The 23,617-nt window shown below is 41.7% G+C and carries 18 protein-coding genes; 1 reads left to right on the forward strand and 17 read right to left on the reverse strand.

Features of this window, described 5'->3' with window-relative positions; genetic code table 11:
- Positions 1 to 22: 22 nt before the first annotated feature.
- The 7 genes from ACHABW_RS21400 to ACHABW_RS21430 form a co-directional block, all read right to left on the reverse strand.
- Entirely contained in the window at positions 23 to 649 is a 627-nt protein-coding gene (locus ACHABW_RS21400; RefSeq protein ID WP_110938323.1) for a thymidine kinase, read from the reverse strand.
- 409 nt (positions 650 to 1,058) lie between these two features.
- The gene (locus tag ACHABW_RS21405) at positions 1,059 to 1,301 is read right to left on the reverse strand and encodes a type B 50S ribosomal protein L31 (protein ID WP_110938322.1); all 243 of its coding nucleotides are present in this window, start codon (positions 1,299 to 1,301) and stop codon (positions 1,059 to 1,061) included.
- 269 nt (positions 1,302 to 1,570) lie between these two features.
- Positions 1,571 to 2,848, reverse strand: a complete 1,278-nt coding sequence (gene rho / locus ACHABW_RS21410) for a transcription termination factor Rho (protein WP_110938321.1) — start codon at positions 2,846 to 2,848, stop codon at positions 1,571 to 1,573.
- A gap of 591 nt (positions 2,849 to 3,439) precedes the next feature.
- Complete coding sequence (locus ACHABW_RS21415; RefSeq protein ID WP_435758407.1) at positions 3,440 to 4,729, reverse strand: UDP-N-acetylglucosamine 1-carboxyvinyltransferase; 1,290 nt, start codon at positions 4,727 to 4,729, stop codon at positions 3,440 to 3,442.
- A gap of 232 nt (positions 4,730 to 4,961) precedes the next feature.
- A complete protein-coding gene (fsa, locus tag ACHABW_RS21420; RefSeq protein ID WP_110938319.1) occupies positions 4,962 to 5,609 on the reverse strand; it encodes a fructose-6-phosphate aldolase in 648 nt (215 codons plus the stop codon).
- 88 nt (positions 5,610 to 5,697) lie between these two features.
- Positions 5,698 to 6,561, reverse strand: coding sequence for a class II fructose-1,6-bisphosphate aldolase (fba, locus tag ACHABW_RS21425; protein WP_110938318.1), 864 nt, complete (start codon positions 6,559 to 6,561; stop codon positions 5,698 to 5,700).
- A 261-nt stretch (positions 6,562 to 6,822) separates the two neighbouring features.
- Positions 6,823 to 7,191 carry a response regulator gene (locus ACHABW_RS21430; protein ID WP_435758409.1) on the reverse strand — a complete coding sequence of 123 codons (369 nt, stop codon included), beginning with the start codon at positions 7,189 to 7,191 and terminating at the stop codon, positions 6,823 to 6,825.
- 525 nt (positions 7,192 to 7,716) lie between these two features.
- Between ACHABW_RS21430 and ACHABW_RS21435 the strand changes: the two genes are divergently transcribed.
- Positions 7,717 to 8,247 carry a DUF2529 family protein gene (locus ACHABW_RS21435; RefSeq protein WP_435758411.1) on the forward strand — a complete coding sequence of 177 codons (531 nt, stop codon included), beginning with the start codon at positions 7,717 to 7,719 and terminating at the stop codon, positions 8,245 to 8,247.
- Positions 8,248 to 8,452: 205 nt separating this feature from the next.
- Here ACHABW_RS21435 and ACHABW_RS21440 read toward each other — a convergent pair whose 3' ends face one another.
- The 10 genes from ACHABW_RS21440 to ACHABW_RS21485 all read right to left on the reverse strand — a co-directional run bounded on the left by ACHABW_RS21440 (position 8,453) and on the right by ACHABW_RS21485 (position 23,481).
- Entirely contained in the window at positions 8,453 to 10,054 is a 1,602-nt protein-coding gene (locus ACHABW_RS21440) for a CTP synthase (RefSeq protein ID WP_110938314.1), read from the reverse strand.
- A gap of 443 nt (positions 10,055 to 10,497) precedes the next feature.
- Entirely contained in the window at positions 10,498 to 10,860 is a 363-nt protein-coding gene (locus ACHABW_RS21445) for a hypothetical protein (protein WP_435758414.1), read from the reverse strand.
- Positions 10,861 to 11,193: 333 nt separating this feature from the next.
- Entirely contained in the window at positions 11,194 to 11,700 is a 507-nt protein-coding gene (rpoE, locus tag ACHABW_RS21450; protein ID WP_435758416.1) for a DNA-directed RNA polymerase subunit delta, read from the reverse strand.
- 360 nt (positions 11,701 to 12,060) lie between these two features.
- A complete protein-coding gene (gene icmF, locus ACHABW_RS21455) occupies positions 12,061 to 15,315 on the reverse strand; it encodes a fused isobutyryl-CoA mutase/GTPase IcmF (protein ID WP_435758439.1) in 3,255 nt (1,084 codons plus the stop codon).
- A 143-nt stretch (positions 15,316 to 15,458) separates the two neighbouring features.
- Positions 15,459 to 16,415 (reverse strand): methylmalonyl Co-A mutase-associated GTPase MeaB, encoded by a 957-nt coding sequence (gene meaB / locus ACHABW_RS21460; RefSeq protein WP_435758418.1) that lies wholly within the window; start codon positions 16,413 to 16,415, stop codon positions 15,459 to 15,461.
- A gap of 83 nt (positions 16,416 to 16,498) precedes the next feature.
- Entirely contained in the window at positions 16,499 to 17,638 is a 1,140-nt protein-coding gene (locus tag ACHABW_RS21465; protein WP_435758420.1) for an acyl-CoA dehydrogenase, read from the reverse strand.
- A gap of 289 nt (positions 17,639 to 17,927) precedes the next feature.
- Positions 17,928 to 19,070, reverse strand: coding sequence for an acyl-CoA dehydrogenase (locus tag ACHABW_RS21470; protein ID WP_435758422.1), 1,143 nt, complete (start codon positions 19,068 to 19,070; stop codon positions 17,928 to 17,930).
- A 19-nt stretch (positions 19,071 to 19,089) separates the two neighbouring features.
- On the reverse strand, positions 19,090 to 19,935 hold the full coding sequence (locus tag ACHABW_RS21475) for a 3-hydroxybutyryl-CoA dehydrogenase (RefSeq protein ID WP_435758424.1): 846 nt from the start codon (positions 19,933 to 19,935) through the stop codon (positions 19,090 to 19,092).
- 58 nt (positions 19,936 to 19,993) lie between these two features.
- A complete protein-coding gene (locus tag ACHABW_RS21480; RefSeq protein ID WP_435758425.1) occupies positions 19,994 to 21,175 on the reverse strand; it encodes an acetyl-CoA C-acetyltransferase in 1,182 nt (393 codons plus the stop codon).
- A gap of 200 nt (positions 21,176 to 21,375) precedes the next feature.
- Positions 21,376 to 23,481 carry a (Fe-S)-binding protein gene (locus ACHABW_RS21485; protein ID WP_435758427.1) on the reverse strand — a complete coding sequence of 702 codons (2,106 nt, stop codon included), beginning with the start codon at positions 23,479 to 23,481 and terminating at the stop codon, positions 21,376 to 21,378.
- Positions 23,482 to 23,617 lie beyond the last annotated feature (136 nt).

Consider the following 23,617-nt stretch of genomic DNA (forward strand, 5'->3'; position numbering starts at 1 on the left):
CATTTCAGGTAGACTTTCAATGTTATGATTTCGATGCAGCTGTTGTTTTTTGTTTGATGCTTTCGAGTGCCGGGTGTCCCGGGACTTCGTGGCAGTGGCGGCAGCGCGGTTCATACGCCTCTGATGCACCTACTAAGATAATTGGATCGTCATAAGAGGCTGGTCTGCCATCAATTAGTCGCTGCGTGCGACTTGCTGGCGATCCGCATGAGAGGCAAATAGCCTGAAGTTTTGTTACTGTCTCAGCTAGAGACATCAGGATTGGTACTGGAGCAAATGGTTCGCCCCTGAAATCCTGGTCTAGTCCTGCTACGATAACTCTTATCCCTTCGTCGGCAAGATGCTGGACCACGTTAACTACTTCTTCGTCCATGAATTGCACTTCATCTATGGCAACAACCTGTGTGCCTTTTTCAAGTAAATCTAAGATCTCGGCGGATTGTTGGATCGGTACTGCGTAAACTGTTGTCCCGTTATGAGATACGACCTCTTTTTCAGCATATCGATTGTCCATTTTAGGCTTGAACACTTGGATTTTTTGGCGACCGTAGCTAGCACGGCGAACGCGGCGAATCAGTTCTTCCGACTTTCCGGAAAACATGCTCCCGCAAACTACTTCAAGCCATCCTTCTCTCCTCGTTAAATTCATATACGACTCTCCCGTTCTTTTCGATCTCAATCATCTCATTTAAAAACTTAAACAAATTATATTATTCAAAAATTAAATTCTATATTAAAAGTGCTTTTATAAATAGATGACTTCTCTATTATAGTGCTTCTATGATTTCGAATACAATGGCTTTTTGAGAAATAAGTCGATCTGTTTGTTTTTTTGTTTCCCTATCAAGGCAAGCCTCATCAAGCTAAGCTTTGCGGGGTCTAGCCTGGCTCCATGTTTCGTAAGAGTTCGCCATTGCAAATACATCCCTAGTATTTACATCAGGGAGTGTTTTATTTAGTCTGAAAACAGCTTCTGATCCGGACTAGTATTTCAATTTATACATAAGAAAACAGGCAAGAGAATTCTTGCCTGTTTTGATAATCCTATTTGGATACTATTACATGCCGTATTTTTTCTTGAATTTATCGACACGTCCACCTGCATCAGCAAACTTCTGTTTACCAGTGTAGAATGGGTGAGAATCCGAACTAACTTCGACTGTTAGAAGTGGGTACGTGTTGCCGTCTTCCCACTCAATTGTCTCTTTGGAACCTCTAGTTGAACCAGTTAAGAACATGAAGCCTGAGCTTGTGTCCTTGAATACAACTTTTTGGTAATTTGGGTGAATATCTTGTTTCATGCTTTTCATCTCCTTCCGCCCTGAATCTTTCGAAACAGAGTTACAGTATCACACATTACGAAATTATATCAACAGATTGACTATAATGCAACTGTTGTTTTTAGGAAAAAGTGTTTTGAAGTTTTTTCCTGCGCTTTCGTGGTCGAATGAACGGTTAACATGATCATTTACCACTCTAACACGTTCCATTTCTTCTCTAACGTTTTCAGTGTCTTAAACGCGTTTAGTTTACTACTTACTTCTCTGCACTTTCACCTAGGTGGCTAAATTCAGGTCTGGCGTGCTCGTGGTTTCGATGCCTTTTCTTTCTCAAATGTGTCGAAGAATTCATCGTTTGTTTTCGTATCTTTCACTTTTTTCAAGAATCGCTCAAGGAATTCAGACGAATCATTCATCGTTTTCCTAATTGCCCAAAGATTTTCAACCTGCGCCTTCGGTAAAAGTAAATCTTCACGACGTGTACTTGATCTGCGGATATCGATGGCTGGATAGATACGACGCTCTGCTAGCTTACGGTCTAGATGAAGCTCCATATTACCTGTTCCTTTGAATTCCTCATAAATAACGTCATCCATGCGAGAACCCGTTTCGACAAGTGCTGTAGCCAGGATCGTTAAGCTTCCACCCTCTTCAATATTACGTGCGGCACCAAAGAAACGTTTTGGACGGTGGAAAGCAGCTGGATCAATACCACCGGATAACGTACGCCCACTTGGCGGTACTGTGAGGTTGTATGCTCTTGCCAGACGCGTAATACTATCCATGAGGATAACGACATCTTTTTTAGCTTCAACAAGTCTCATCGCTCGATCGAGTACTAATTCCGCCACTTTGATGTGGTTTTCCGGCAATTCATCAAATGTTGAACTGACAACTTCTCCTTTTACAGAACGCTCCATATCTGTTACTTCCTCTGGACGTTCATCAATGAGCAGAACGATCAATTCCATATCGGGATGATTTTCCGCGATACTGCTCGCTATTTCTTTAAGCAACAAGGTTTTACCGGCTTTTGGGGGAGCAACAATAAGTCCGCGTTGACCGAAACCAACTGGTGAAATCATATCAACAACTCGGGATGCGATCATCGATGGTTGATTTTCCAGTGTTAGTTTTCTATCTGGATAAAGTGGTGTCAATTGAGGGAAATGAGGTCTTTCACTTGCCTTTTCCGGGTCTTCCCCGTTAACTGCTGCTACTTGCAAAAGTCCGTAATAACGTTCATTTTCTTTAGGCTTACGTACCTTTCCTGATACGCGGTCCCCATTCCGTAATTGAAAACGCCTAATTTGTGATGCGGAAATATAAATGTCCTGGGAGCTGGGTTTATAAGTATTTGATCTTAAAAAACCAAACCCTTCCTGACTAACAATGTCTAATACACCCTCCATAAACATGAGGTCTTCATTTTCGGCTTGCTTTTTAAAGATAGCAAACATAAGCTCTTTTTTGGATAATGTACTATAGTAAGAAACTTTGTGTTCCTTCGCCAATACATATAATTCTTTGAGCTTCATATGCTCCATTTCAGTTAACGTAACGCCCATGCGATCACACCTTTTCTTTATTCGTTTTGCACAATTTAATAAGGATTCGAAATACCGTCTTCATCTGATTATATTGAAAATAGCATATTGTAATATTGATTTTATGAGGGTGTTAAATCAGAAGTTAGAATTGAAGCAACCTGAGGTAAAATTTGATTCGTTCCTATTGGGAAAATAACGGTGTCGTTCATTATTTCTTGCATACCCCTTATCTAAGCACAGATTTCCTTAGAAGACAAGGGCCTAATTTCTAATTCCGCTGAAAGTAACCTTCGTTCAAGAATAATCAAATTCGCTTTAACGATTAGGAAATCAGGTTTTTCCGTTAACATTGCTTGCCTCATCCCCGTGAAGTACAAAAGGAACAAGATTTACGAAAGCAGCTATTTTAAGTAAGAGAGGCTATGCGTTTTTCTCACAAGATAAGAATTTATAAAATTATCGGTTTTTTAGAGATTGTCGTTTTCATTGAATAGAGAAGCTCGAATCCGCTCCAGGAGGTTGCCTTCCGTGGGCAACGCCTTCGCTACATCGAGCTTTTCAACTATCCTGGGTTAGGAACTAATTTAAACAAAAGCCGCTTGGTTTTTGTTAAGAGCTTCTAATTTCTTCCTCTACTTCTTCTTCTGTTAAGGTTTCGCGCCAGATTTTTGCGCCCAATCCCTTCAATTTTTCCTCTAAAGATGCATAACCACGATCGATATGGTCGACACCAGTAATTTCTGTTATGCCGTCGGCCATGAGACCCGCTACAACAAGGGAAGCCCCGGCACGCAAATCACTCGCTCTCACTTTTGCTCCTTGTAGCGTAGAGCCACCATTGACCAGTGCCGTACGCCCTTCAACTTTTATCGAGGCTCCCATTCTGCGAAGCTCATCAATATGCTTGAATCTGGCATTATAAATGGTATCTGTTACCATGCTTGCTCCTACTGATTTCGTTAACAAACTTGTAAATGGTTGCTGTAAATCTGTAGCGAAGCCCGGATATACAAGTGTCTTAATATCAACAGGATCCAGTGTAGGTTTACTTTCGATATAGATCGAGTCATCCCCTGCTTCTACAACGACATCCATTTCTCTAAGTTTTGAACTTAAAGACTCAAGGTGCATTGGAATTACATTATCAACTGTCACCCCTTTGCCTACAGCTGCCGCCATAATCATGTATGTACCCGCTTCAATTCTATCTGGAATAATCGAATGTCTGCATCCGAAAAGTTCGTCAACACCGTCAATTCTTATGACGTTTGTTCCCGCACCTTTTATATTAGCTCCCATGCTTGTAAGCAGTGTTGCTACATCGATAATCTCCGGCTCTTTTGCAGCATTTTCTATGATCGTTTGACCTTTTGCTTTTACTGCGGCTAACATTATATTGATTGTCGCACCAACACTAATCACATCCAGATAAATTCTGGCTCCAATAAGCTCGTCAGCCTGCAAATAAATGGCACCATGCTCATTAGAAATTTTAGCGCCTAAAGCTTCAAAACCTTTAATGTGCTGGTCAATTGGACGCGGGCCTAAGTTACAGCCACCTGGCAGACCAATGACAGCTTTCTTGAATTTGCCTAACATGGCTCCCATCATATAGTAGGAAGCACGTAACTTCTTCACTTTTCCATTAGGAATAGGCATTGCAAACATATTCTCCGGGTGAATCACTAGGGTGTCATCCTCTAATTCTGTTTTCCCCCCGATTTCCTCCAGTAAATCCGCCAACGTTCCGACGTCGGAAATATCAGGTAAATTATCTATTGTCACAGTTGAATCGGCTAAGATCGCCGCAGGTATAAGTGCAACTGCACTATTTTTCGCTCCACTGATTTGAACGGTTCCTTCAAGTGGATGCCCGCCTTCTATCAATAGTTTATCCATAAAACAGCTTCCCTTCTGCGATACACTGAGTTCGGTTAAAAATCAACTCTAGTTAGTCTTTCTTTCCATTCTACACGATGTACTATACTATTAGACAAGGTTTTTTCGAATAATTAATAATTTTCTTTTTAACACGGTTTCATTTTACCCTAAACTTGAAGATAGGGAAAGGCACCTTTCTCAAGGTGCCCCTCTATTTCCTATTCACGTTTTTAAATGAAGGTAAACCTATCTATTTATTCGTTGCGTTATTCCAATCTGCAAGAAACTTTTCAATTCCACTATCCGTGAGTGGGTGTTTCACCATTTGCTCAATGACTTTTAGTGGGACAGTTGCTATATGAGCACCGTTCATCGCAGATTCTGTGACATGTTGAGGATGGCGAATGGAGGCTGCGATGATTTCCGTGGCGATTCCATGGATATCAAACATCTCAGAAATTGTGCTAATAAGTTCGATACCGTTATGCCCGATGTCATCAAGTCTTCCAAGGAATGGCGATACATAGGAGGCCCCTGCACGTGCAGCTAATAATGCCTGATTAGCTGAAAATACAAGCGTCACATTCGTTTTGATATTAAGTTCGCTGAACGTCCGAACAGCTTTTAATCCTTCCAAAGTCATTGGAACTTTCACTGTTATATTCGGGGCAATAGCTGCCAGTTCTTTCCCTTCACTAATCATTCCCTCAGCATCCAAGGCAATTACCTCCGCACTGACAGAACCTGATACAAGACTCGTAATCTCTCGTAATCGATCATGAAAATTAATGCCCTCTTTCGCTACAAGTGATGGGTTCGTAGTAACTCCAGCAAGAACTCCTAGCTCGTGCGCTTGTTTTATCTCATCAAGGTTCGCCGTATCCAGAAAAAATTTCATTCTCTTCCCCTCCCTAGTGATAACGCTTTCTTTTTTCATGTAAAGGAAGTCGCTCTCTTTCAAGAGCGACAACCCTTTTATAAACTAATTAAGCCTTGTTAGAAGAACCAAACTCGCGCATTTTACCAATAACAGTTGCTTTGATAGCATCTCTTGCTGGTCCCATGTATTTACGTGGGTCAAAAAGTTCCGGCTTTTCAGCTAAAACTTCCCGAACAGCTTTCGCAGAAGTGATTTGGCTTTCTGTGTTTACATTAATCTTAGCAGTACCTAAGGAAATAGCACGCTTAATATCCTTCGTTGGAATTCCAGTTCCACCGTGAAGTACGAGTGGTACAGCAGTTAATTTAGAAACCTCTTCCATACGGTCGAAACCGAGGTTAGGTTCTCCTTTGTATGGTCCGTGTACAGAACCCAATGCAGGTGCAAAACAGTCAACGTTTGTTGCACGGATTAATTCGTCACACTCAGCAGGAATTGCATATGCTGCTTCAGCGTCATCAACAATAAGATCATCTTCTTGTCCACCAATGCGGCCAAGTTCAGCTTCTACAGAAATTCCTAGAGTATGTGCAACCTCTACAACTTTCTTTGTAACAGCAATGTTTTCAGCTAATGGGAAATGAGAGCCATCGATCATAACAGAAGTGAAACCTGCATACATCGCTTCTACACACTTCTCAAAACTTGAACCATGGTCTAAATGGATAGCAACAGGAACTGTTGTATCGTATTCAGCCATTAATGATTCTACAATTGTTACAACTGTGTGGAATCCACCCATATAACGAGCAGCACCTTCGGAAACTCCCAAAATAACTGGAGACTGTTCCTCTTCTGCAGCTTGTAAAATTGCTTGTGTGAATTCAAGGTTATTCAGGTTGAATTGACCAACACCATAACCTTCCGCTTTTGCTGTTTCTAACATTTCTTTCATGGATACTAAAGGCATTCTTGTATTCCTCCTTAGAATTTTCACGTGCATGATTTGTCTACGCTGCACGGATGGTTCACTAAACAAGCATACAAATAATAAGATAGTCATTCAGTCAGGAACATCTTGTCATTTGTTCACTTCGGACGTTTGTGTAAATAAAGCTATGTATATCATCACCATAGCAAAAATCTGTGTCAGGTAGACTCACAAACCCATTATAGCATACAGCATGTTTTTCACGCGAATATTATCATAAATCTGAAAAATCGCTTTCACTTACAATTCATATTGAAAGAAATCTTGCACTCGAGTACGTACTTCATCAATGTCAAAAGGCTTGGAGAAATGTTCTAAAGCACCAAGTCTTTTGGCTTCGTTGATCATCTCTAACTCTCCATATGCAGTCATCATAATAACATTCGCTTTAAGCTCTTGTTTAGTTATTTCCCTTAAAATCTCGATTCCATCCATCCCCGGAATTTTCATATCCAGTAAAACTAAATCCGGTTGTTCCTTCTTAATAATAGATAGTGCCAGTTTTCCATTAGAGGCATCGAAGGTTTCATAACCATCCTTCTCAAATACTTCTTTTAAAAGCACACGTATTCCAAATTGATCATCAACTATCAGTAGTTTTTTATTCATACTGAATCCCCCCTATTTAAATCCATTATTAAGATTGGTTCTAAGAAAAATGATATAATTATTCGATAACGCGTCTATAACCACTTCATTTATATCAGAACATGTTGCACACTTATAAAAAATATGTGATAAATTCGCTATTATAGTAATTCTATTCAATCTTTGACAATTCCTCTTTCAGTTTTTGATAATCATCACTTTATCTAGTACTATTATGCATCAACATTAGGTATATAGTAACGATTTTATCACAGTTAAGTTTATAAACATAGAGAAACACTGCAATTTTTTGTACTTTTTAACAATTACCGGGAAAAAAGAACCAACCTTTCGCAAAATATATTAGTCCTTTAAACTTAATATAAGTTATCTTAAATTAATGGATTTTGTTTTTAATTTGAACATAGACTCGAATCGCCTTGAGTCGACAGCTTTCGCTTCTCCGAGTTTTATATTATGTAAAACTTAAAATTGACCGCTAAAATATCAGATTGAAATGTTCCAATTCCAAAGGAGGATGTTCCCTTGAAAATATTTGATACACAAGTAAAAGGGTTAGTTAATAAATTAATTGATTATGAAGAAGAACTAGAAGATGCTGCAAGAGTGATGGCGCAAAGTATCGTAAGTGACGGTCACCTCTACTGGACCGGAGAAAAAGAAATGGATGGAATTATTACTCAAGCATGCTTTGGTACAGATGGTTTATCCGGAAGTAAAAGGTGGTCTAAAGAAATTACACTTTCGGAAATGGATACACTCGTGATTGTATCTCCGTCAAAGCATAGTAGTTGGGCTAATGACGTCATTGACATTGTGAAAGATTCGAGTGTTTCCATTATCGCCATTTATTCTCATGAGACCATTGAGGAAAATAGTGATCAGTCACAGACATGGATAGACACATGTGATTTTGCCTTTTTTACTGGTGTCGACAAAGGACTCGTCCCTATGGAGTCTGGCGCACGAATTGGTAACCCTCATTTACTGATTGCCCTTCAAATTTATTATCAGCTTTATTTTGCCGTGGCAGAAATGCTTGAGGAACATGAATAAAATAAGAAAAACGGCACAGCCGTCTTTTATTAAATACAGCGTTATCTTTAAAGCCACCCCGAGTAGCACCTACGTACTGCGTGTAGGTGCTACTCGAAAGGAGGGTGGTTTCCCCTTGACACGCGTGGCGTAAAGATAGCTGCTAATTTTATAAATTATCTCTTAAAAAAAACTGGCCGGAAGAGGTTTTCTTCCGGCCAGTTTTTTATTTTTCACCTAATGTTGTTTTAATAAATTCTCTGAATAGAGGCTGTGGCCGTGTTGGACGAGAGACGAATTCCGGGTGAAATTGAGAAGCAACATAATAAGGATGATCCTTTAGCTCAACAATCTCAACGAGTCGTCCATCCGGACTAACACCAGAGAAAACAAAGCCTTTCTTCTCCATTTTTTCGCGGTATTCATTATTAAACTCATAGCGGTGACGGTGACGTTCATAAACGACTTCTTCCCCATACGCTTCAAAAGCTTTCGTACCTTTTTGCAATTTACACGGATAAAGTCCTAAACGTAATGTTCCGCCGTAATCTTCTATGTCTTTTTGTTCTGGAAGAAGATCAATGACTGGATACTTTGTATCTGGATTCAGTTCCGCAGAATTAGCTCCTTTTAAGCCTAATACATTACGAGCAAATTCCACTGATGCCAGCTGCATACCAAGACAAATACCGAGCATAGGGACTTTGTTTACTCGTGCATATTCGAGAGCAACAATTTTACCTTCGATTCCACGATCACCAAAACCACCTGGAATAAGAATACCATTTACGCCATCTAGCTTTTCAGCCACATTTTCTTTCGTGACCTCCTCGGAATTGATCCATTCAATTTCCACATCAGCATCGTATTTGTAACCAGCGTGCTTTAATGCTTCCGCAACCGATAAGTATGCATCCTGAAGCGCGACGTATTTCCCTACGAGCGCGATGCGTGTTTTTTTCGTTAAGTTTTGAACCTGTTCTACAAGTGCTTTCCATTCGGTCATATCTGCTTCTTTACATTTTAAATTAAGATAATTACAAACGAATGTATCGAATTTCTGCGCTTGAAGGTCTAATGGCACTTGATACAGGGTATCTGCATCGCCCGCTTCAATCACCGCATGTCGATCAATATCACAGAAAAGAGCGATCTTATCTTTCATTTCCTCCGGTACAGGTCGCTCTGTTCGCAAAACGATCACGGTTGGCTGAATGCCTAAACTGCGTAACTCTTTCACACTGTGCTGCGTTGGTTTCGACTTCATTTCACCGGCTGCTTTTAAATAAGGGATAAGGGTACAGTGAATATACATCACATTTTCTGCGCCCACATCACTCTTGATTTGACGAATCGCTTCAAGGAAAGGTAAGCTCTCAATATCCCCGACAGTCCCACCAATTTCAGTGATGACAACGTCTGGGCTGCCTTCTTTTGCTGCTTGAAAAACGCGGTCTTTAATTTCATTCGTAATATGAGGGATAACTTGGACCGTTCCACCAAGATAGTCTCCGCGACGTTCTTTCTTCAGAACAGAAGAGTAAATCTTGCCTGTTGTTACGTTACTGAATTTACCTAAATTAATGTCGATAAAACGCTCATAGTGTCCTAAATCCAAGTCAGTCTCTGCCCCATCATTTGTAACAAACACTTCACCATGTTGATACGGACTCATTGTTCCAGGGTCGACGTTGATATATGGATCAAATTTCTGGATGGTAACTTTCAAGCCTCGGTTTTTGAGGAGTCGCCCTAAAGAGGCAGCTGTAATGCCTTTCCCTAATGACGACACCACTCCACCTGTGACAAAAATATATTTCGTTGACATGGTCTATTCCTCACTTTGTGTTTTATTGGGGTAACTTGATGTTAAATCCGTTTGAATTTCGGTCTGTTAACTCTTCTCTTCGACTCATTATTTTCTTCGTGGCCCAACACTATTCGTTTAGGCGAAAGGAATGTTTCTCGAAAGAAGAATACACAGGAGCATATCGCAATGGAGCGTGGTTCTAAAGCGGCTAAAGTAGCTTAGCAACCTTGATAGCTATCTTTTATTCAAACAAAAACAAAAGGCCCCTTGTCCACATGTAAACAGACAGGGGGCGCTTTCGATTTGGTTATATATTAAGTAGTATTTTATAAAACGATTTTGTGAAGCCCAAAAATGATTCTAGCCGGATTTCAGGTAAAAGTCAAGTTTGTTTCTGCCTCATTCTACTCGTTTATGACTGCAAACCGTAATTAAAGAGACTTTAAGTCTGGTTGTTTTCATCAATGAAGCGGCAAGGTTCGCCCCTGCCGCCTTTTTAGACTTATTCTTTTAAAAGTCAACGCCATCACATTGTTATTTTTCCGAATCCTTTTTTTCCCTCTATTAGTCACACTTCTATACATTTTCCCAGGCGCTTCCGATGTCTTTCCAACAACATTATTTGCTTTACCTGCTGTGCCTTTTAAGATTCGTCCTGAGGCATCTGTTGTTTTCCCAACAAGTCCGCCTTCACCTGAAACGGATTTGATTATTCTCCCCGCAGAGTCTACAGTATTGCCAAAAAGATCTGTGGTTTCTTGAGATGTTTTTTTTACGAAATTATCGTTTTCTTTCCGATTTCGGTTGTTTTTCTCGTTAGTCATTAGTAAACCAATCCCTTTCCAGTCTTATTCGACTTCACTACTAAACCTATGTGTAGGAAGTATAAAAATAACTAAATGGATTGAATTATGTTCGTCCTTATTTCTATCGAGATACTGGGACTGACTTTCACATAAGAAAAACGGCACAGCCGTCTTTTATTAAATACAGCATTATCTTTCGCCACCCCGAGTAGCACCTACGTAATGCGTGTAGGTGCTACTCGAAAGGAGGTGGTTTTCCCTTGACACGCGTGGCGTAAAGATAGCTGCCAATTTTATAAATTCTTATCACAAAAAAAAGCACTCTCTATAAAATAGAAAGTGCCTCATTTCTTAATACTCTTCGGAATCGTCTTCTAAATCTTTGTCGTCCCCGGTTGCAGGGAATTCTTCCTCATCGTCATCATCTAACTCATCAAAGTCTGTATCATCTTCATTGGCAAGATCATCAAGCTCATCTTCCAGGTCTTCGAATTCATCTACTTCAATAGCATCTTCATCAAAGTGGTCATCTTCTTCTTCTTTATCCTTCGCTCTTTTCTTACGAGCTTTTGTTGCCGCTTGAGAAAGTTCTTCTTCCGTTTGATCAAACGGATACCAAGAACGAAGTCCCCAACGGTTGTCACCGATATTTACGAATCGACCATCTACCGACATTTCCGTATACAAATGGGAAATTCGGTTTGTCAGCAACTCGTCATTTAGGTTCTTTATGTCTCCTACTCGCTTCAATAACCCGTGATACTCTTCAGGTGACTTCTGTTCAGCAAGAAGTTCATAACCCACTTCAAGCATGGACATTTCACTAATTTGTTCTTCTGTATAATCCTTAATACTCATAAAAACAGGCACTTCCTTTCAGTTTCAAAAATTAAAGGTTCATCAAGTCATATATCTAATTGGTTCATTATTAATAATAAAGTTGTTCAAAATGATTTCTTTGAACTTGGATTAATAGCACTAAATCCATACCTTCCATTATAAACACATTATAGTTATTTATGCTAGAGCAAGAGAGACTTTCCAGATGATTTTTTTAATTGTTGAATTAATGGCTTATACAGAAGTGCTTTAAAAGCTTGTAAGTAAGATAGAATGAAGTAACTTTTTTAGATTTTATTAATGGCTTTGGTCGCTGTTTCTTTAAGAGATGCAGTAGTTACGCTCATTGCTTAAAATATATTGCGACAACAAAATATTCTACAGGTTTCTTCGGTATTGCCCACCTACTTCGTAGAGGGCTTCGGTTATTTGTCCGAGACTTGCTACTCGGACGGTTTTCATTAGTTCTTCAAACAAGTTCCCTCCGGAGAGTGCCACTTCTTTTAATTTTTTAAGTGCTTTATCGGATGATGACTTGTGTTTCTCCTGGAATGTCCTTAACTGATTAATTTGCGCTTCTTTTTCTTCCACAGAGGCTCTGGCTAACTCCATGTTGAAGTCTGCTTCGGAAGGAGGATTTGGATGGAGATACGTATTCACTCCAATTATCGGCAGCTCTCCATTGTGTTTTTTTGTTTCGTACAGCAGTGATTCTTCTTGAATTTTACCACGTTGGTACTGCGTTTCCATCGCTCCTAAAACGCCTCCGCGATCGTTCATTCGATCCAGCTCAAGCAGAACCGCTTCCTCGACCAAACCTGTAAGTTCCTCGATAATAAAGGCTCCTTGCTGCGGGTTCTCATTTTTGACTAACCCCATCTCTTTCGTAATAATCAATTGAATCGCCATTGCCCGGCGAACACTCTCTTCTGTAGGTGTCGTGACTGCTTCGTCATATGCGTTTGTATGAAGCGAGTTACAGTTATCGTAAATCGCTAATAATGCTTGGATCGTTGTCCGAATATCATTAAAGTCAATTTCCTGCGCATGCAAGGAACGTCCTGACGTTTGTATGTGGTACTTTAGTTTCTGACTGCGTTCATTAGCACCGTACTTCTTTTTCATCGCAATCGCCCATATTCTGCGGGCAACACGGCCAATCACGGTATACTCCGGGTCCAATCCGTTACTGAAAAAGAAAGATAGATTCGGTGCAAATTTATTAATATCCATCCCACGGCTTAAATAATATTCCACGTAGGTAAACCCATTTGCCAATGTAAAGGCTAATTGGCTGATAGGATTTGCCCCTGCCTCGGCAATGTGGTAGCCGCTTATCGATACAGAATAATAGTTTCGAACGTCATGATCTATAAAGTATTGCTGAATATCCCCCATCATTCGTAACGCGAATTCTGTAGAGAAAATACATGTGTTCTGTCCTTGATCCTCTTTTAAAATATCTGCCTGAACAGTTCCTCGAACGACTGACAATGTTTTCGCCTTCACATCGTTTTGTTCTGCCTCGGTTGGCTCTCGTTCTTCTGTTCCACGGAATTTTTCCATCTGCTGGTCAATCGCCGTGTTCATGAACATTGCAAGAATAATCGGAGCTGGTCCATTAATTGTCATCGAAACCGAAGTGGCAGGATCGATTAAATCAAAGCCGTTATATAATGTTTTCATACCTTCCAACGTACAAATACTCACACCACTCTCGCCGACTTTCCCATAAATATCTGGGCGATGGTCCGGGTCCTCTCCATAAAGTGTCACAGAGTCAAAGGCCGTACTCAATCTTTTTGCCTCATCCCCTTTTGATAAATAATGAAAACGACGGTTCGTCCGCTCAGGGCTTCCTTCTCCTGCGAATTGCCGTTTCGGATCCTCGCCTTTTCGTTTAAATGGAAACACGCCAGCAGTAAACGGGAATTCTCCCGGAACATTCTCCTCTCGAATCCAACGACAGATTTCTCCGTAGTCAGCAAACTTCGGCAACGACACTTTCGGGAACTCTATCCCCGATAAACTTCTAGTCGTTAAATTCGTGACTATCTCTTTCCCACGAATATTTGTAATAAATTGCTTGTCGGCATACGCCTTTTTCTTGTCTTCCCAGTTTTCCAGTTCTTTTTTCACGTCAGGAATAAGTGTTTGATGATAATGATCCTTAAGCTCTAGTAAAGGACCCCGTTCCACCGCAATTTCTTCATGTTCTTCCAGCGCATTTAAAGTTCCCTCAATTTGGAACCATCGTCTGGCCTTCTTCACTTCTTTCTCTGTTTCTTCATGGTAATTCTTTACCGTCTGGGATATTTCGCGCAAATATTGAATCTGATCCGGTGGAATAATTGCATGTCGCAGTTTGATTTCATCGTCTTTGCCAAGCTCAGTTGCCCATGCAAGATCGCATTTTTTGTTCATGACCTGCACAAGTTCGTAAAAAAGCCGATTCGTCCCCGGATCATTAAATTGACTAGCCATCGTTCCAAATACCGGCATTTTTACTGAATCCTCTTCAAAACGAAGGTGACTCCGCTGAAATGCTTTCCTTACTTCCCTTAATGCATCCTCTGAACCTTTTCGATCAAATTTATTAATCGCAATAACATCTGCAAAATCAATCATATCTATTTTTTCTAATTGTGATGGCGCTCCGAATTCACTTGTCATCACGTACATGGATACATCTGCTACATCACTAATCGCCGCATCCCCTTGACCGATTCCACTTGTTTCGATGATGATAAGATCATATCCAGCCCGTTTCACTACAGGGATAGCTTCTGTAATTGCTTTCGATAATTCCTGACGACTATCCCTTGTCGCAAGAGACCGCATATACACGCGCTTGTTATGTATTGCGTTCATTCGAATCCGGTCTCCTAATAACGCCCCACCCGTCTTTTTTTTCGTTGGATCGACCGAAAGAATCGCGACTTCTTTATTTGGAAATGCTTTCAATAATCTTCTCACTAATTCATCCGTTAATGAACTCTTCCCCGCTCCGCCTGTCCCTGTTATTCCTAAGACTGGTGCATATGGATTTTCCTGATTTAAAACGATCGTTTGAAATGCCTCTTCTTCCTTGGGACTTAATGCTTCTTTAAACGCTCGTTTCTCTGCAATCGTCACAAACCTTGCGACAGCAGCCCGATCTTTACTTAGAAGCTTTTCTTTCGAGAGTTCTTTTTCTTGAATTGTTGAAAAGTCACAGGCTTCCATCATTTCATTAATCATTCCTTGCAAACCAGATTGACGACCGTCTTCCGGAGAAAAGATTTTCCGAATCCCATAGTCATGAAGCTGTTTCATTTCAGAAGGAATAATCACTCCTCCACCGCCACCAAATAGTTGAATATGACCTGCACCTCGTGTTTTCAGCTCGTCGTACAAGTATTTAAAATACTCTACGTGTCCACCTTGGTAAGAAGAAATCGCCACCCCTTGGACATCTTCTTGAATGGCGGCTTCCGCTACCTCCTCCACCGATCGATTGTGTCCCAGATGGATCACTTCAGCTCCTGACGCCTGTAGCATTCGTCGCATAATATTTATCGACGCGTCGTGTCCATCAAACAAACTAGATGCGGTAACAAAACGTATGGGGCACGTGGATGAATAAATGGTCATTGTCGCTCCCTCACCTTCAGCAAATATTTTTGGGCATTTGCGTATCAAAGTCAGTTGATTTCGAGCTTTTATATAGTAGGTTACTTTTAACGTCATGTTGTTTTTTGCGGGTGGAGGACCAAGTCTCAAAACGTTTGTCCTCTCTACTCACTCCTTGCCACGTTTTTAATCCAACGCTTGTAAATTTTCTCGGCTATATCATAAGGATCATCACTTTGAGTTTCTTTATCATTTTCCAGTGTATTCAACGTTTCTTCAATATATGGAATAAACTGTTCTTTCAGTCGTTCTGCGAGACGTCGTTCGATTTCAACCGCTTTTTGATCTCGTCGTCTTTCTCTTTTTTCCCCAGTAGAAACGAGGTGTTGATGATGGTTTTCCATCGCCTGAATCACATCTACCATCCCCGACTTTTCCGTAGATACCGTCATTAAAACAGGTGAGTCCCATGAATTTGGCTTGGAAGTAATATGAATCAGGTCCTCGAGCTCTCCCTTTAATTGTTCGACTCCTGGAAGATCTGACTTATTAATAATAAATAAATCAGCTATTTCCATAATCCCGGCTTTAAAGGCTTGGATAACATCGCCGCCCGAAGGATATAAAACAAGTGCAATCGAGTCTGCTGTTTTCATGATATCGAGTTCCGATTGGCCAACACCGACAGTTTCGATGACAATACGGTCAAACCCTGCCGCTTCCATTAATCGAACAGTGTCTTGGCAAGCTTCTGACAGCCCTCCAAGACTCCCTCTCGTGCCCATACTTCGAATAAACACACCAAGGTCCTCTTCATGGTCTTTCATTCGGATGCGGTCCCCTAACAACGCTCCTCCCGAAAAAGGGCTTGTTGGATCCACTGCAATAATCGCAACAGTATCCCCGGCTCTTCGCCATTCCCGTACCAGACCATTTACGAGCGTGCTTTTCCCTGCCCCCGGTGAGCCGGTCACGCCGATAATATGCGCATTTCCTGTTCTCGGATAGATCTCTCTCATCAGTTCACGATACTCTGGCTTTCGATCCTCCACGAGCGAAATCGCTTGTGCCAGCGCCCTCTGATTCCCAAGTAACAGCGCATCTATCTTGTTTTTATCCAACGAGCAACCCCCTTCCAGTTAATGCTAATAAACCGGTAGCACCAACGAACTGCGTGTTGGTGCCTTCCGTTAAAGATGCGAAATTATTTAAGTAGCATCTTCGCTATTACGAGTCTTTGTATTTCATTGGTCCCTTCATATATTTGGGTGATTTTCGCATCACGCATATAACGTTCGACCGGATAATCCTTCGTATAACCATAGCCTCCGAATACTTGCACTGCTTCGGTTGTCACTTCCATCGCTGAATCCCCGGCAAACAATTTTGACATTGCCGATTCTTTTCCATAGGACAATCCTTCACTTTCCCGCCAAGCTGCTTGATACGTAAGCAAACGTGATGCCTCAATTTTTGTTGCCATTTCGGCAATCTTAAAACCAATTCCTTGCTGGGAACCAATCGATTTCCCGAATTGCTTCCGCTCTTTTGCATAATCAATCGAAGCGTCCAACGCGCCCTGAGCAATCCCAACTGCTTGGGCAGAAATGCCGTTTCTACCTCCATCAAGCGTTCTCATTGCTATTTTAAAACCTTCTCCTTCTTCGCCTAACCTGTTTTCTTTCGGTACCCTTACCCCTTCGAAAATAATTTCCAACGTAGGAGAGGAACGGATCCCCAGCTTTCTTTCTTTTTTCCCCATAGAGAAACCTTCCATGCCTTTTTCAACAATGAAGGCTGTGCACCCGTTATGTTTTTTATCGTGATCTGTCATAGCAAAAACTACATAAATATCTGCTTCGCCTCCATTTGTAATGAAGATTTTTGCTCCATCGAGAATATAATCATCTCCATCCCGCTTCGCAGTCGTCTTCATCGCAGCAGCGTCACTCCCAGAACCTGACTCAGTTAGTCCGTAAGCACCCATCTTCTTTCCCTCTGCCATTGGACGTAAAAACTTTTGTTTCTGTTCTTCGTTTCCGAACGTATAGATGGGCCACCCCGCCAAGGAAACATGGGCTGACAACGTCACACCAGTAGATGCACATACGCGCGACAGTTCCTCTACAGCAATGACGTAACTCATATAGTCAGCACCAATTCCACCATACTCCTCCGGCCAGGGAATTCCTGTTAGACCAAGTTCGCCCATTTGATCAAAAATTTGCCGATCGAAGCGCTCTTCCTCGTCTCGCTCCGCTGCCGTCGGCTCTACTTCATTTCTAGCAAAATCTCTTACCATTTTTCGAATCATATTCTGTTCATCTGTCAATTGAAAATTCATCGTTCATTTCCCCCTATGCCTAGTCTGTTTTCGTAAAGGTTGTTTGGAAGAATTACCGCTCGCTTTCCGTGGATGATCCGCGAGCCTCCTCGAGCAAACGAACGCTCTGCGGGGTCTCGCTTGGCTCATTCTTCCACAGGAGTCTCGCGGATTCTTCCAAACAATAATTTTTTATAAAGGCAGTATACGTAACTGTTATTCTCTCTGGACTTGAAAAAGCAATCGCCTAGAGCGGATTCGAGCACCTCTCGTTCGAATTAAACTACAAGCTATAGTCTTTATTTATCAATTAGTCTTTCAACAACTGATTTCCAATCACAATTCGTTGAATTTCATTCGTTCCCTCGTATATTTGCGTTACTTTTGCATCACGGAAAAATCGTTCGACGGGATAATCTTTTGTGTACCCATAGCCGCCAAAAATCTGGACTGCATCGGTACTGACTTTCATGGCTGTATCGGAAGCAAACAATTTAGCCATCGCTGCCTCTTTAATAGGAGACAAGCCTCTGGAACGCATATTGGCCGCTTGATAGACTAAGAGTTTCGCTGCCTCCACACTCGTCGCCATTTCCGCGAGCTTAAAGGCTACTCCCTGCATTTCTCCAATTGGCTTTCCAAATTGCTTTCGTTCCTTCGCATACTTTACGGCTAAATCCAGTGCTCCTTCAGCAATACCAAGAGCTTGAGCTGCGATTCCGATTCGACCCGCATTCAAGTTCGCCATCGCTATTGAAAATCCGTCACCTTCTTCACCAAGCAAGTTTTCCACTGGTACTTGACAGTCTTCAAAGGAAAGTGGAGTCGTATTTGAACCATGCAGGCCCATCTTTTTCTCTTTTGGAAGAACGATCAGTCCAGGACTTGATTTTTCAACAACAAACGCACTAATGCCCTTGCTCCCTTTGGAAACATCTGTTTTAGCAAAAACGATGTATGTATCTGCTACACCACCATTTGTAATAAATACTTTGGAACCATTTAAAAGATAATGAGCTCCTTTTTTCACAGCCGTTGTTTTTAACCGGGACACATCGCTTCCCGCCCCTGGTTCAGTCAGTGCAAAAGCACCTAAATATTCTCCCGATGCAAGTTTAGGAATAAATCGTTGCTTTTGCTTTTCTGTACCAAAATAAAGAATCGGATTTGTCCCTACCGATGTGTGGACAGAGAGGATAACACCGACCGATGCATTCACACGTGAAAGTTCGTGGATAACAGAAATATAAGACGTGAAGTCCATTTCCGAACCACCATATTTTTCAGGAATAGGAATTCCCATCAACCCGAGTTGTCCCATCTCTTTCACTAGCTCTAGCGGAAACTCATCTGTTTTTTCCATCTGATCCGTCGCTTTTGCAACCTTGTCCTCTGCAAACTGCCTGACCATACGTTGAAGCATCAGCTGTTCTTCCGTCCATGCCAGATTCATCGATGGCACCTCTTCTCTGTCATTTACTGTAACGATAGAAACCTCTGCCAGACTTTTTACCGAGCCAACCTGCCTTCACATATTTACGAAGTAGCGGACACGGCCGGTATTTATCATCACCGAACCCTTCATGAAGCGTCTCCATGATGGCTAAACACGTATCTAATCCTATGAAATCAGCTAATGTAAGTGGCCCCATTGGGTGATTCATGCCTAATTTCATCACTTCATCCACGTCTTCCGGTGTAGCCACTCCTTCAAAAACAGTGTAAATTGCTTCATTGATCATCGGCATTAAAATTCGATTGGACACAAACCCCGGAAAATCGTTCACTTCAACTGCTGTCTTTTTCAATGATTCTGCAAGACTATAAACCTTGTCGAATGTTTCTTGGCTTGTCGCCAGTCCACGAATCACCTCGACTAGCTTCATGACCGGAACAGGATTCATAAAGTGCATGCCAATCACTTTATCCGTCCGATTCGTTGCGGCTGCAATTTCTGTAATCGGAAGTGACGATGTATTCGTTGCTAGAATCGCATGCGCTGGTGCATAGCTATCCAGCTTGGTGAAAAGACTTTTCTTCACCTCCATGTTTTCTACTGCAGCTTCGATAATAATATCAGCATTCTTTGCATTCCTAAGCTCCGTTGAGGTTTGAATTCTTTGTAAAAATCGGTCAGCATCCTGTTCTGTCAGCCGTGCTTTCTCTATTTGCCGTTGGAGCTTCTTCTTTATCCCGTTCCGTCCCTTTTCCACTAATTCTAATGTTAGATCATGTAAAAATACTTCGTAGCCATTCATGGCACAAACCTGGGCAATTCCCGATCCCATTTGTCCAGCACCAATGATCATTATTTTCATAGTAGGTTGACCTCCTGACATAGTTGCGACACGGAAAGACGTGATTACACCTAAGGAGTTACTTCACTTCGATCATGATTGCATCGCCTTGCCCGCCTCCGCTGCATATTGCCGCAATACCGATGCCGCCACCGCGACGTTTTAATTCATACGCAAGTGTCAGAATAATTCGAGTGCCACTCGCTCCGATCGGATGACCTAGTGCGACTGCTCCTCCATTAACGTTGATCTTTTCAGGATCCAAACCAGCTATTTGTCCACTTGCGAGAGAAACGGCGGCAAATGCTTCATTTACTTCAAATAAATCAATATCTGCAACGGTCTTCCCAGCTTTTTTTAAGAGTTTATTAATGACAAGCCCTGGCGTTTTCGGAAAACCTTCAGGCTCAATCGCTAACTGTGTGTGAGCGACAATCGTTGCCAATGGTGTAAGATCTTTTTCCTTGGCTTTTTCTTCTGACATTAATACAAGCGCTGCTGCACCGTCGTTTACCCCAGGAGCATTCCCTGCCGTAATCGTTCCTTCTGCCCCAAAAGCCGGCTTCAGTTTTGCCAGACGCTCGACCGTCGAATCTAATCGTGGTGATTCATCATGTTCGACTAGAAGTGGGTCACCCTTTCGTTGTGGTACCTCTATCGGAACGATCTCTTCCGCAAATTTCCCTGCGTTCATTGCTTCGCCTGCTTTTAGATGACTCCGATACGACCATTCATCTTGTGCTGCTCGTGACAGATTGTGTTCCTCAGCAACGCCGTTTCCGTAATTGCCCATATGAACTCCTGTAAAAGAACACGTTAAACCGTCGTGTGTCATCATATCGTAGAATTTTTGGTCCCCCATTTTAAAACCAAATCGAGCCCCCTTCACAAAAAAAGGAGCCTGACTCATCGACTCCATTCCGCCTGCCACGATGATGTCCTGTTCTTCTGAACGAATCAGAATATCAGCGAGGGTAACACTTCTCATACCTGAAGCACATACTTTATTAATTGTTTCCGTTTCTGTTTCCCATGGTATTCCTGCTTCATGCATCGCTTGTCTGGAAGGAAGTTGTCCTTGCCCTCCTTGTAACACGTTTCCCATGATGACATGTCCAACGTCCTTTGCCTCAACTCCAGCTCTCGTCAACGCTTCTTTGATCGCCTTGCCGCCGAGCTGAGAAGCTGTAAAGGTTGCTAATCCCCCACCAAGTTTTCCAACTGGCGTTCTTGCTCCTCCAACAATGACTGTCTTTCCCATATATCTGTTCCTCCTTTAACTTTATTTTCCCGTACACATATTCGTCCGCTCAATCAGCCCACACGCGAACTTTAAAGCGCTTACATTGGCTATCTATTTTCTAGTATAAAACATCAAGTTAGAGAAGTCTCCAACTTATTATGAAAAATCAGTATGATGGGTGTGTCCAAAGATTAGATTCTTTAGACACACCCGTTTAATTAAGCACTTACTGTTTCTTCTTTTTTCACTAATGATTTTTCCAATAATTCAACGATGTCCATTGTTTTTACTTCTTCATCTACTTCTTTCGACTTCGTTCCATCCGTCATCATTGTTAGGCAATATGGACAAGCGCTGCCAATGACACTAGCTTGCGTTGAAATTGCTTGTTCCGTCCTCGCTTCATTCACACGTGTTCCAGTATCTTCTTCCATCCACATCATTCCGCCGCCGGCTCCACAGCACATGCCGTTTTCACGGTTACGTTCCATTTCCACGAGCTCAATTCCCGGTATTGCTTTCAATATTTCGCGAGGTGGATCGTATACATCATTGTAGCGGCCAAGATAACAGGAATCATGGTAAACAACCTTTTCTTTTACCTCAATCGTCGGTTTAATTCGTCCTTCCTGAATCCACTGGAACAACAGCTCTGAGTGATGATAGACTTCTGCTTCCAATCCAAAATCCTGATACTCGTTTTTAAATGTATTATATGCGTGAGGATCGAGTGTAACGATCTTTTTCACATCATTTTTCTTGAATTCTTCAATGTTGGCAGTAGCTAACTCTTGAAACAGGAATTCATTGCCGATCCGTCTTGGCGTATCGCCCGAATTCTTTTCCTTGTTTCCCAAAATCGCAAACTTGATACCCGCTTCATTCATGATTTTCGCAAAGGATTGAGCAACCTTTTGACTTCTCTTGTCATATGAGCCCATGGACCCTACAAAGAAAAGATACTCAAATTCTTCCTCACGTTTTTTAAGTTCTTTAACGGTTGGAACCTCAATATCCTCGCGTCCTTCACGCCAAATTTCACGCTCTTTCCGGTTAATACCCCAAGGATTTCCTTGACGTTCGATATTCGTCATCGCCCGCTGTGCCTCGGGATCCATCTTGCCTTCTGTTAGAACAAGATAACGGCGCATATCAATAATTTTATCGACATGTTCATTCATCACCGGACATTGATCCTCACAGTTTCTGCAGGTCGTACAGGCCCAGATCTCTTCCTCTGTAATCACATCACCGATAAGATTTACATCATACGGATTAAAGTCTAATGCATTCGAACCGTCCGTTCCGCCAGCCGCGATTTGGTTTCCACGGGTGTTTTGGAAAGCAAAACCTGGCATCCAAGGATTTCTAGAAGTAACTGCCGCACCTTTATCCGTTAAATGGTCCCGCATTTTCATAATCAAGTCCATTGGCGAAAGCATCTTCCCTGTTCCAGTTGCCGGACACATATTCGTACAGCGCCCACACTCAACACAGGCATATAGATCAATTAATTGCTTTTGATCAAAGTCTTCAATTTGGTTTTTTCCGAATTTCTCCACATCTTCCTCTTCGAAATTTATAGCTTGTAGCTGCCCACGCTTATGTGTTGGACCAAGCCAAACATTCGCAGGTCCGGCAATTAAATGCGCATGCTTTGATTGCGGAATATAAACGAGGAAAGTTAATAGAAACATCAAATGCATCCACCAGAAAACAAAGAATCCCGCTCCAGCCACTGTCGGTCCTAATCCTGCAAAAACAGTTGCAATTGTTGAAGCAATCGGTTCCGCCGCCCATGATACTGATTTATCTAACCAAATAATTTCCATCCCTTTGGCTAAAAGTTTGGAAATCATTAACCCCCCAATGAAAATAAGTACTAATCCAGCCTTGAAATTACGTTTTAGTCGAACTAACTTTTCAACATACCGACGATGAAACGCCCATACGACCGCAACTAAAATCATCACAACAACGATTTCCTGAAAAAACGTAAAGAACGGATACAACGGTCCTAACGGTAAGTGGTTCCCAGGAGCCAGACCTTTGATTATGACGTCAATGGCACTGAACTGAACGAGAAGAAATCCGTAGAAAAACATCACATGAATAATCCCACTCTTCTTATCCTTTAATAATTTCTTCTGACCGAAGACCATCGTCATCATGGCCTCCTTGCGTTCTTTCATCGTTAAGATAAATTCTGCTTTTTTTCCAAGCTTAATGTATTCCATCCGAGTCTTAACCAGTGATGCGAATAAGTACAACGCGTAACCGGTTACAAGAATGAACATGAGCCAATTAATCATAATCGGATTCATAAAAACAACTCCTTTCAAATCAATCTATTTTTTGGCATCGAGAAGGAATGATGTCGATCATTTAAGGCTGACAGAGAGCTTTTCTTCTCAACAATTTCTTCACTAAACCTGCATTAATATAGTTTTGATTATAGCA

The organism is Salipaludibacillus sp. CF4.18 (assembly GCF_051262595.1).
GTDB classification, from domain to species: Bacteria; Bacillota; Bacilli; order Bacillales; family Salisediminibacteriaceae; genus Salipaludibacillus; species Salipaludibacillus neizhouensis.

Excerpts from the sequence above, each read along its gene's own strand:
- ACHABW_RS21400 (WP_110938323.1), bottom strand. The coding sequence starts at position 649 with ATGAATTTAACGAGGAGAGAAGGATGGCTTGAAGTAGTTTGCGGGAGC.
- ACHABW_RS21405 (WP_110938322.1), bottom strand. The coding sequence starts at position 1,301 with ATGAAACAAGATATTCACCCAAATTACCAAAAAGTTGTATTCAAGGAC.
- rho (WP_110938321.1), bottom strand. The coding sequence starts at position 2,848 with ATGGGCGTTACGTTAACTGAAATGGAGCATATGAAGCTCAAAGAATTA.
- ACHABW_RS21415 (WP_435758407.1), bottom strand. The coding sequence starts at position 4,729 with ATGGATAAACTATTGATAGAAGGCGGGCATCCACTTGAAGGAACCGTT.
- fsa (WP_110938319.1), bottom strand. The coding sequence starts at position 5,609 with ATGAAATTTTTTCTGGATACGGCGAACCTTGATGAGATAAAACAAGCG.
- fba (WP_110938318.1), bottom strand. The coding sequence starts at position 6,561 with ATGCCTTTAGTATCCATGAAAGAAATGTTAGAAACAGCAAAAGCGGAA.
- ACHABW_RS21430 (WP_435758409.1), bottom strand. The coding sequence starts at position 7,191 with ATGAATAAAAAACTACTGATAGTTGATGATCAATTTGGAATACGTGTG.
- ACHABW_RS21440 (WP_110938314.1), bottom strand. The coding sequence starts at position 10,054 with ATGTCAACGAAATATATTTTTGTCACAGGTGGAGTGGTGTCGTCATTA.
- ACHABW_RS21445 (WP_435758414.1), bottom strand. The coding sequence starts at position 10,860 with ATGACTAACGAGAAAAACAACCGAAATCGGAAAGAAAACGATAATTTC.
- rpoE (WP_435758416.1), bottom strand. The coding sequence starts at position 11,700 with ATGAGTATTAAGGATTATACAGAAGAACAAATTAGTGAAATGTCCATG.
- icmF (WP_435758439.1), bottom strand. The coding sequence starts at position 15,315 with ATGACCATTTATTCATCCACGTGCCCCATACGTTTTGTTACCGCATCT.
- ACHABW_RS21465 (WP_435758420.1), bottom strand. The coding sequence starts at position 17,638 with ATGAATTTTCAATTGACAGATGAACAGAATATGATTCGAAAAATGGTA.
- ACHABW_RS21470 (WP_435758422.1), bottom strand. The coding sequence starts at position 19,070 with ATGAATCTGGCATGGACGGAAGAACAGCTGATGCTTCAACGTATGGTC.
- ACHABW_RS21475 (WP_435758424.1), bottom strand. The coding sequence starts at position 19,935 with ATGAAAATAATGATCATTGGTGCTGGACAAATGGGATCGGGAATTGCC.
- ACHABW_RS21480 (WP_435758425.1), bottom strand. The coding sequence starts at position 21,175 with ATGGGAAAGACAGTCATTGTTGGAGGAGCAAGAACGCCAGTTGGAAAA.
- ACHABW_RS21485 (WP_435758427.1), bottom strand. The coding sequence starts at position 23,481 with ATGAATCCGATTATGATTAATTGGCTCATGTTCATTCTTGTAACCGGT.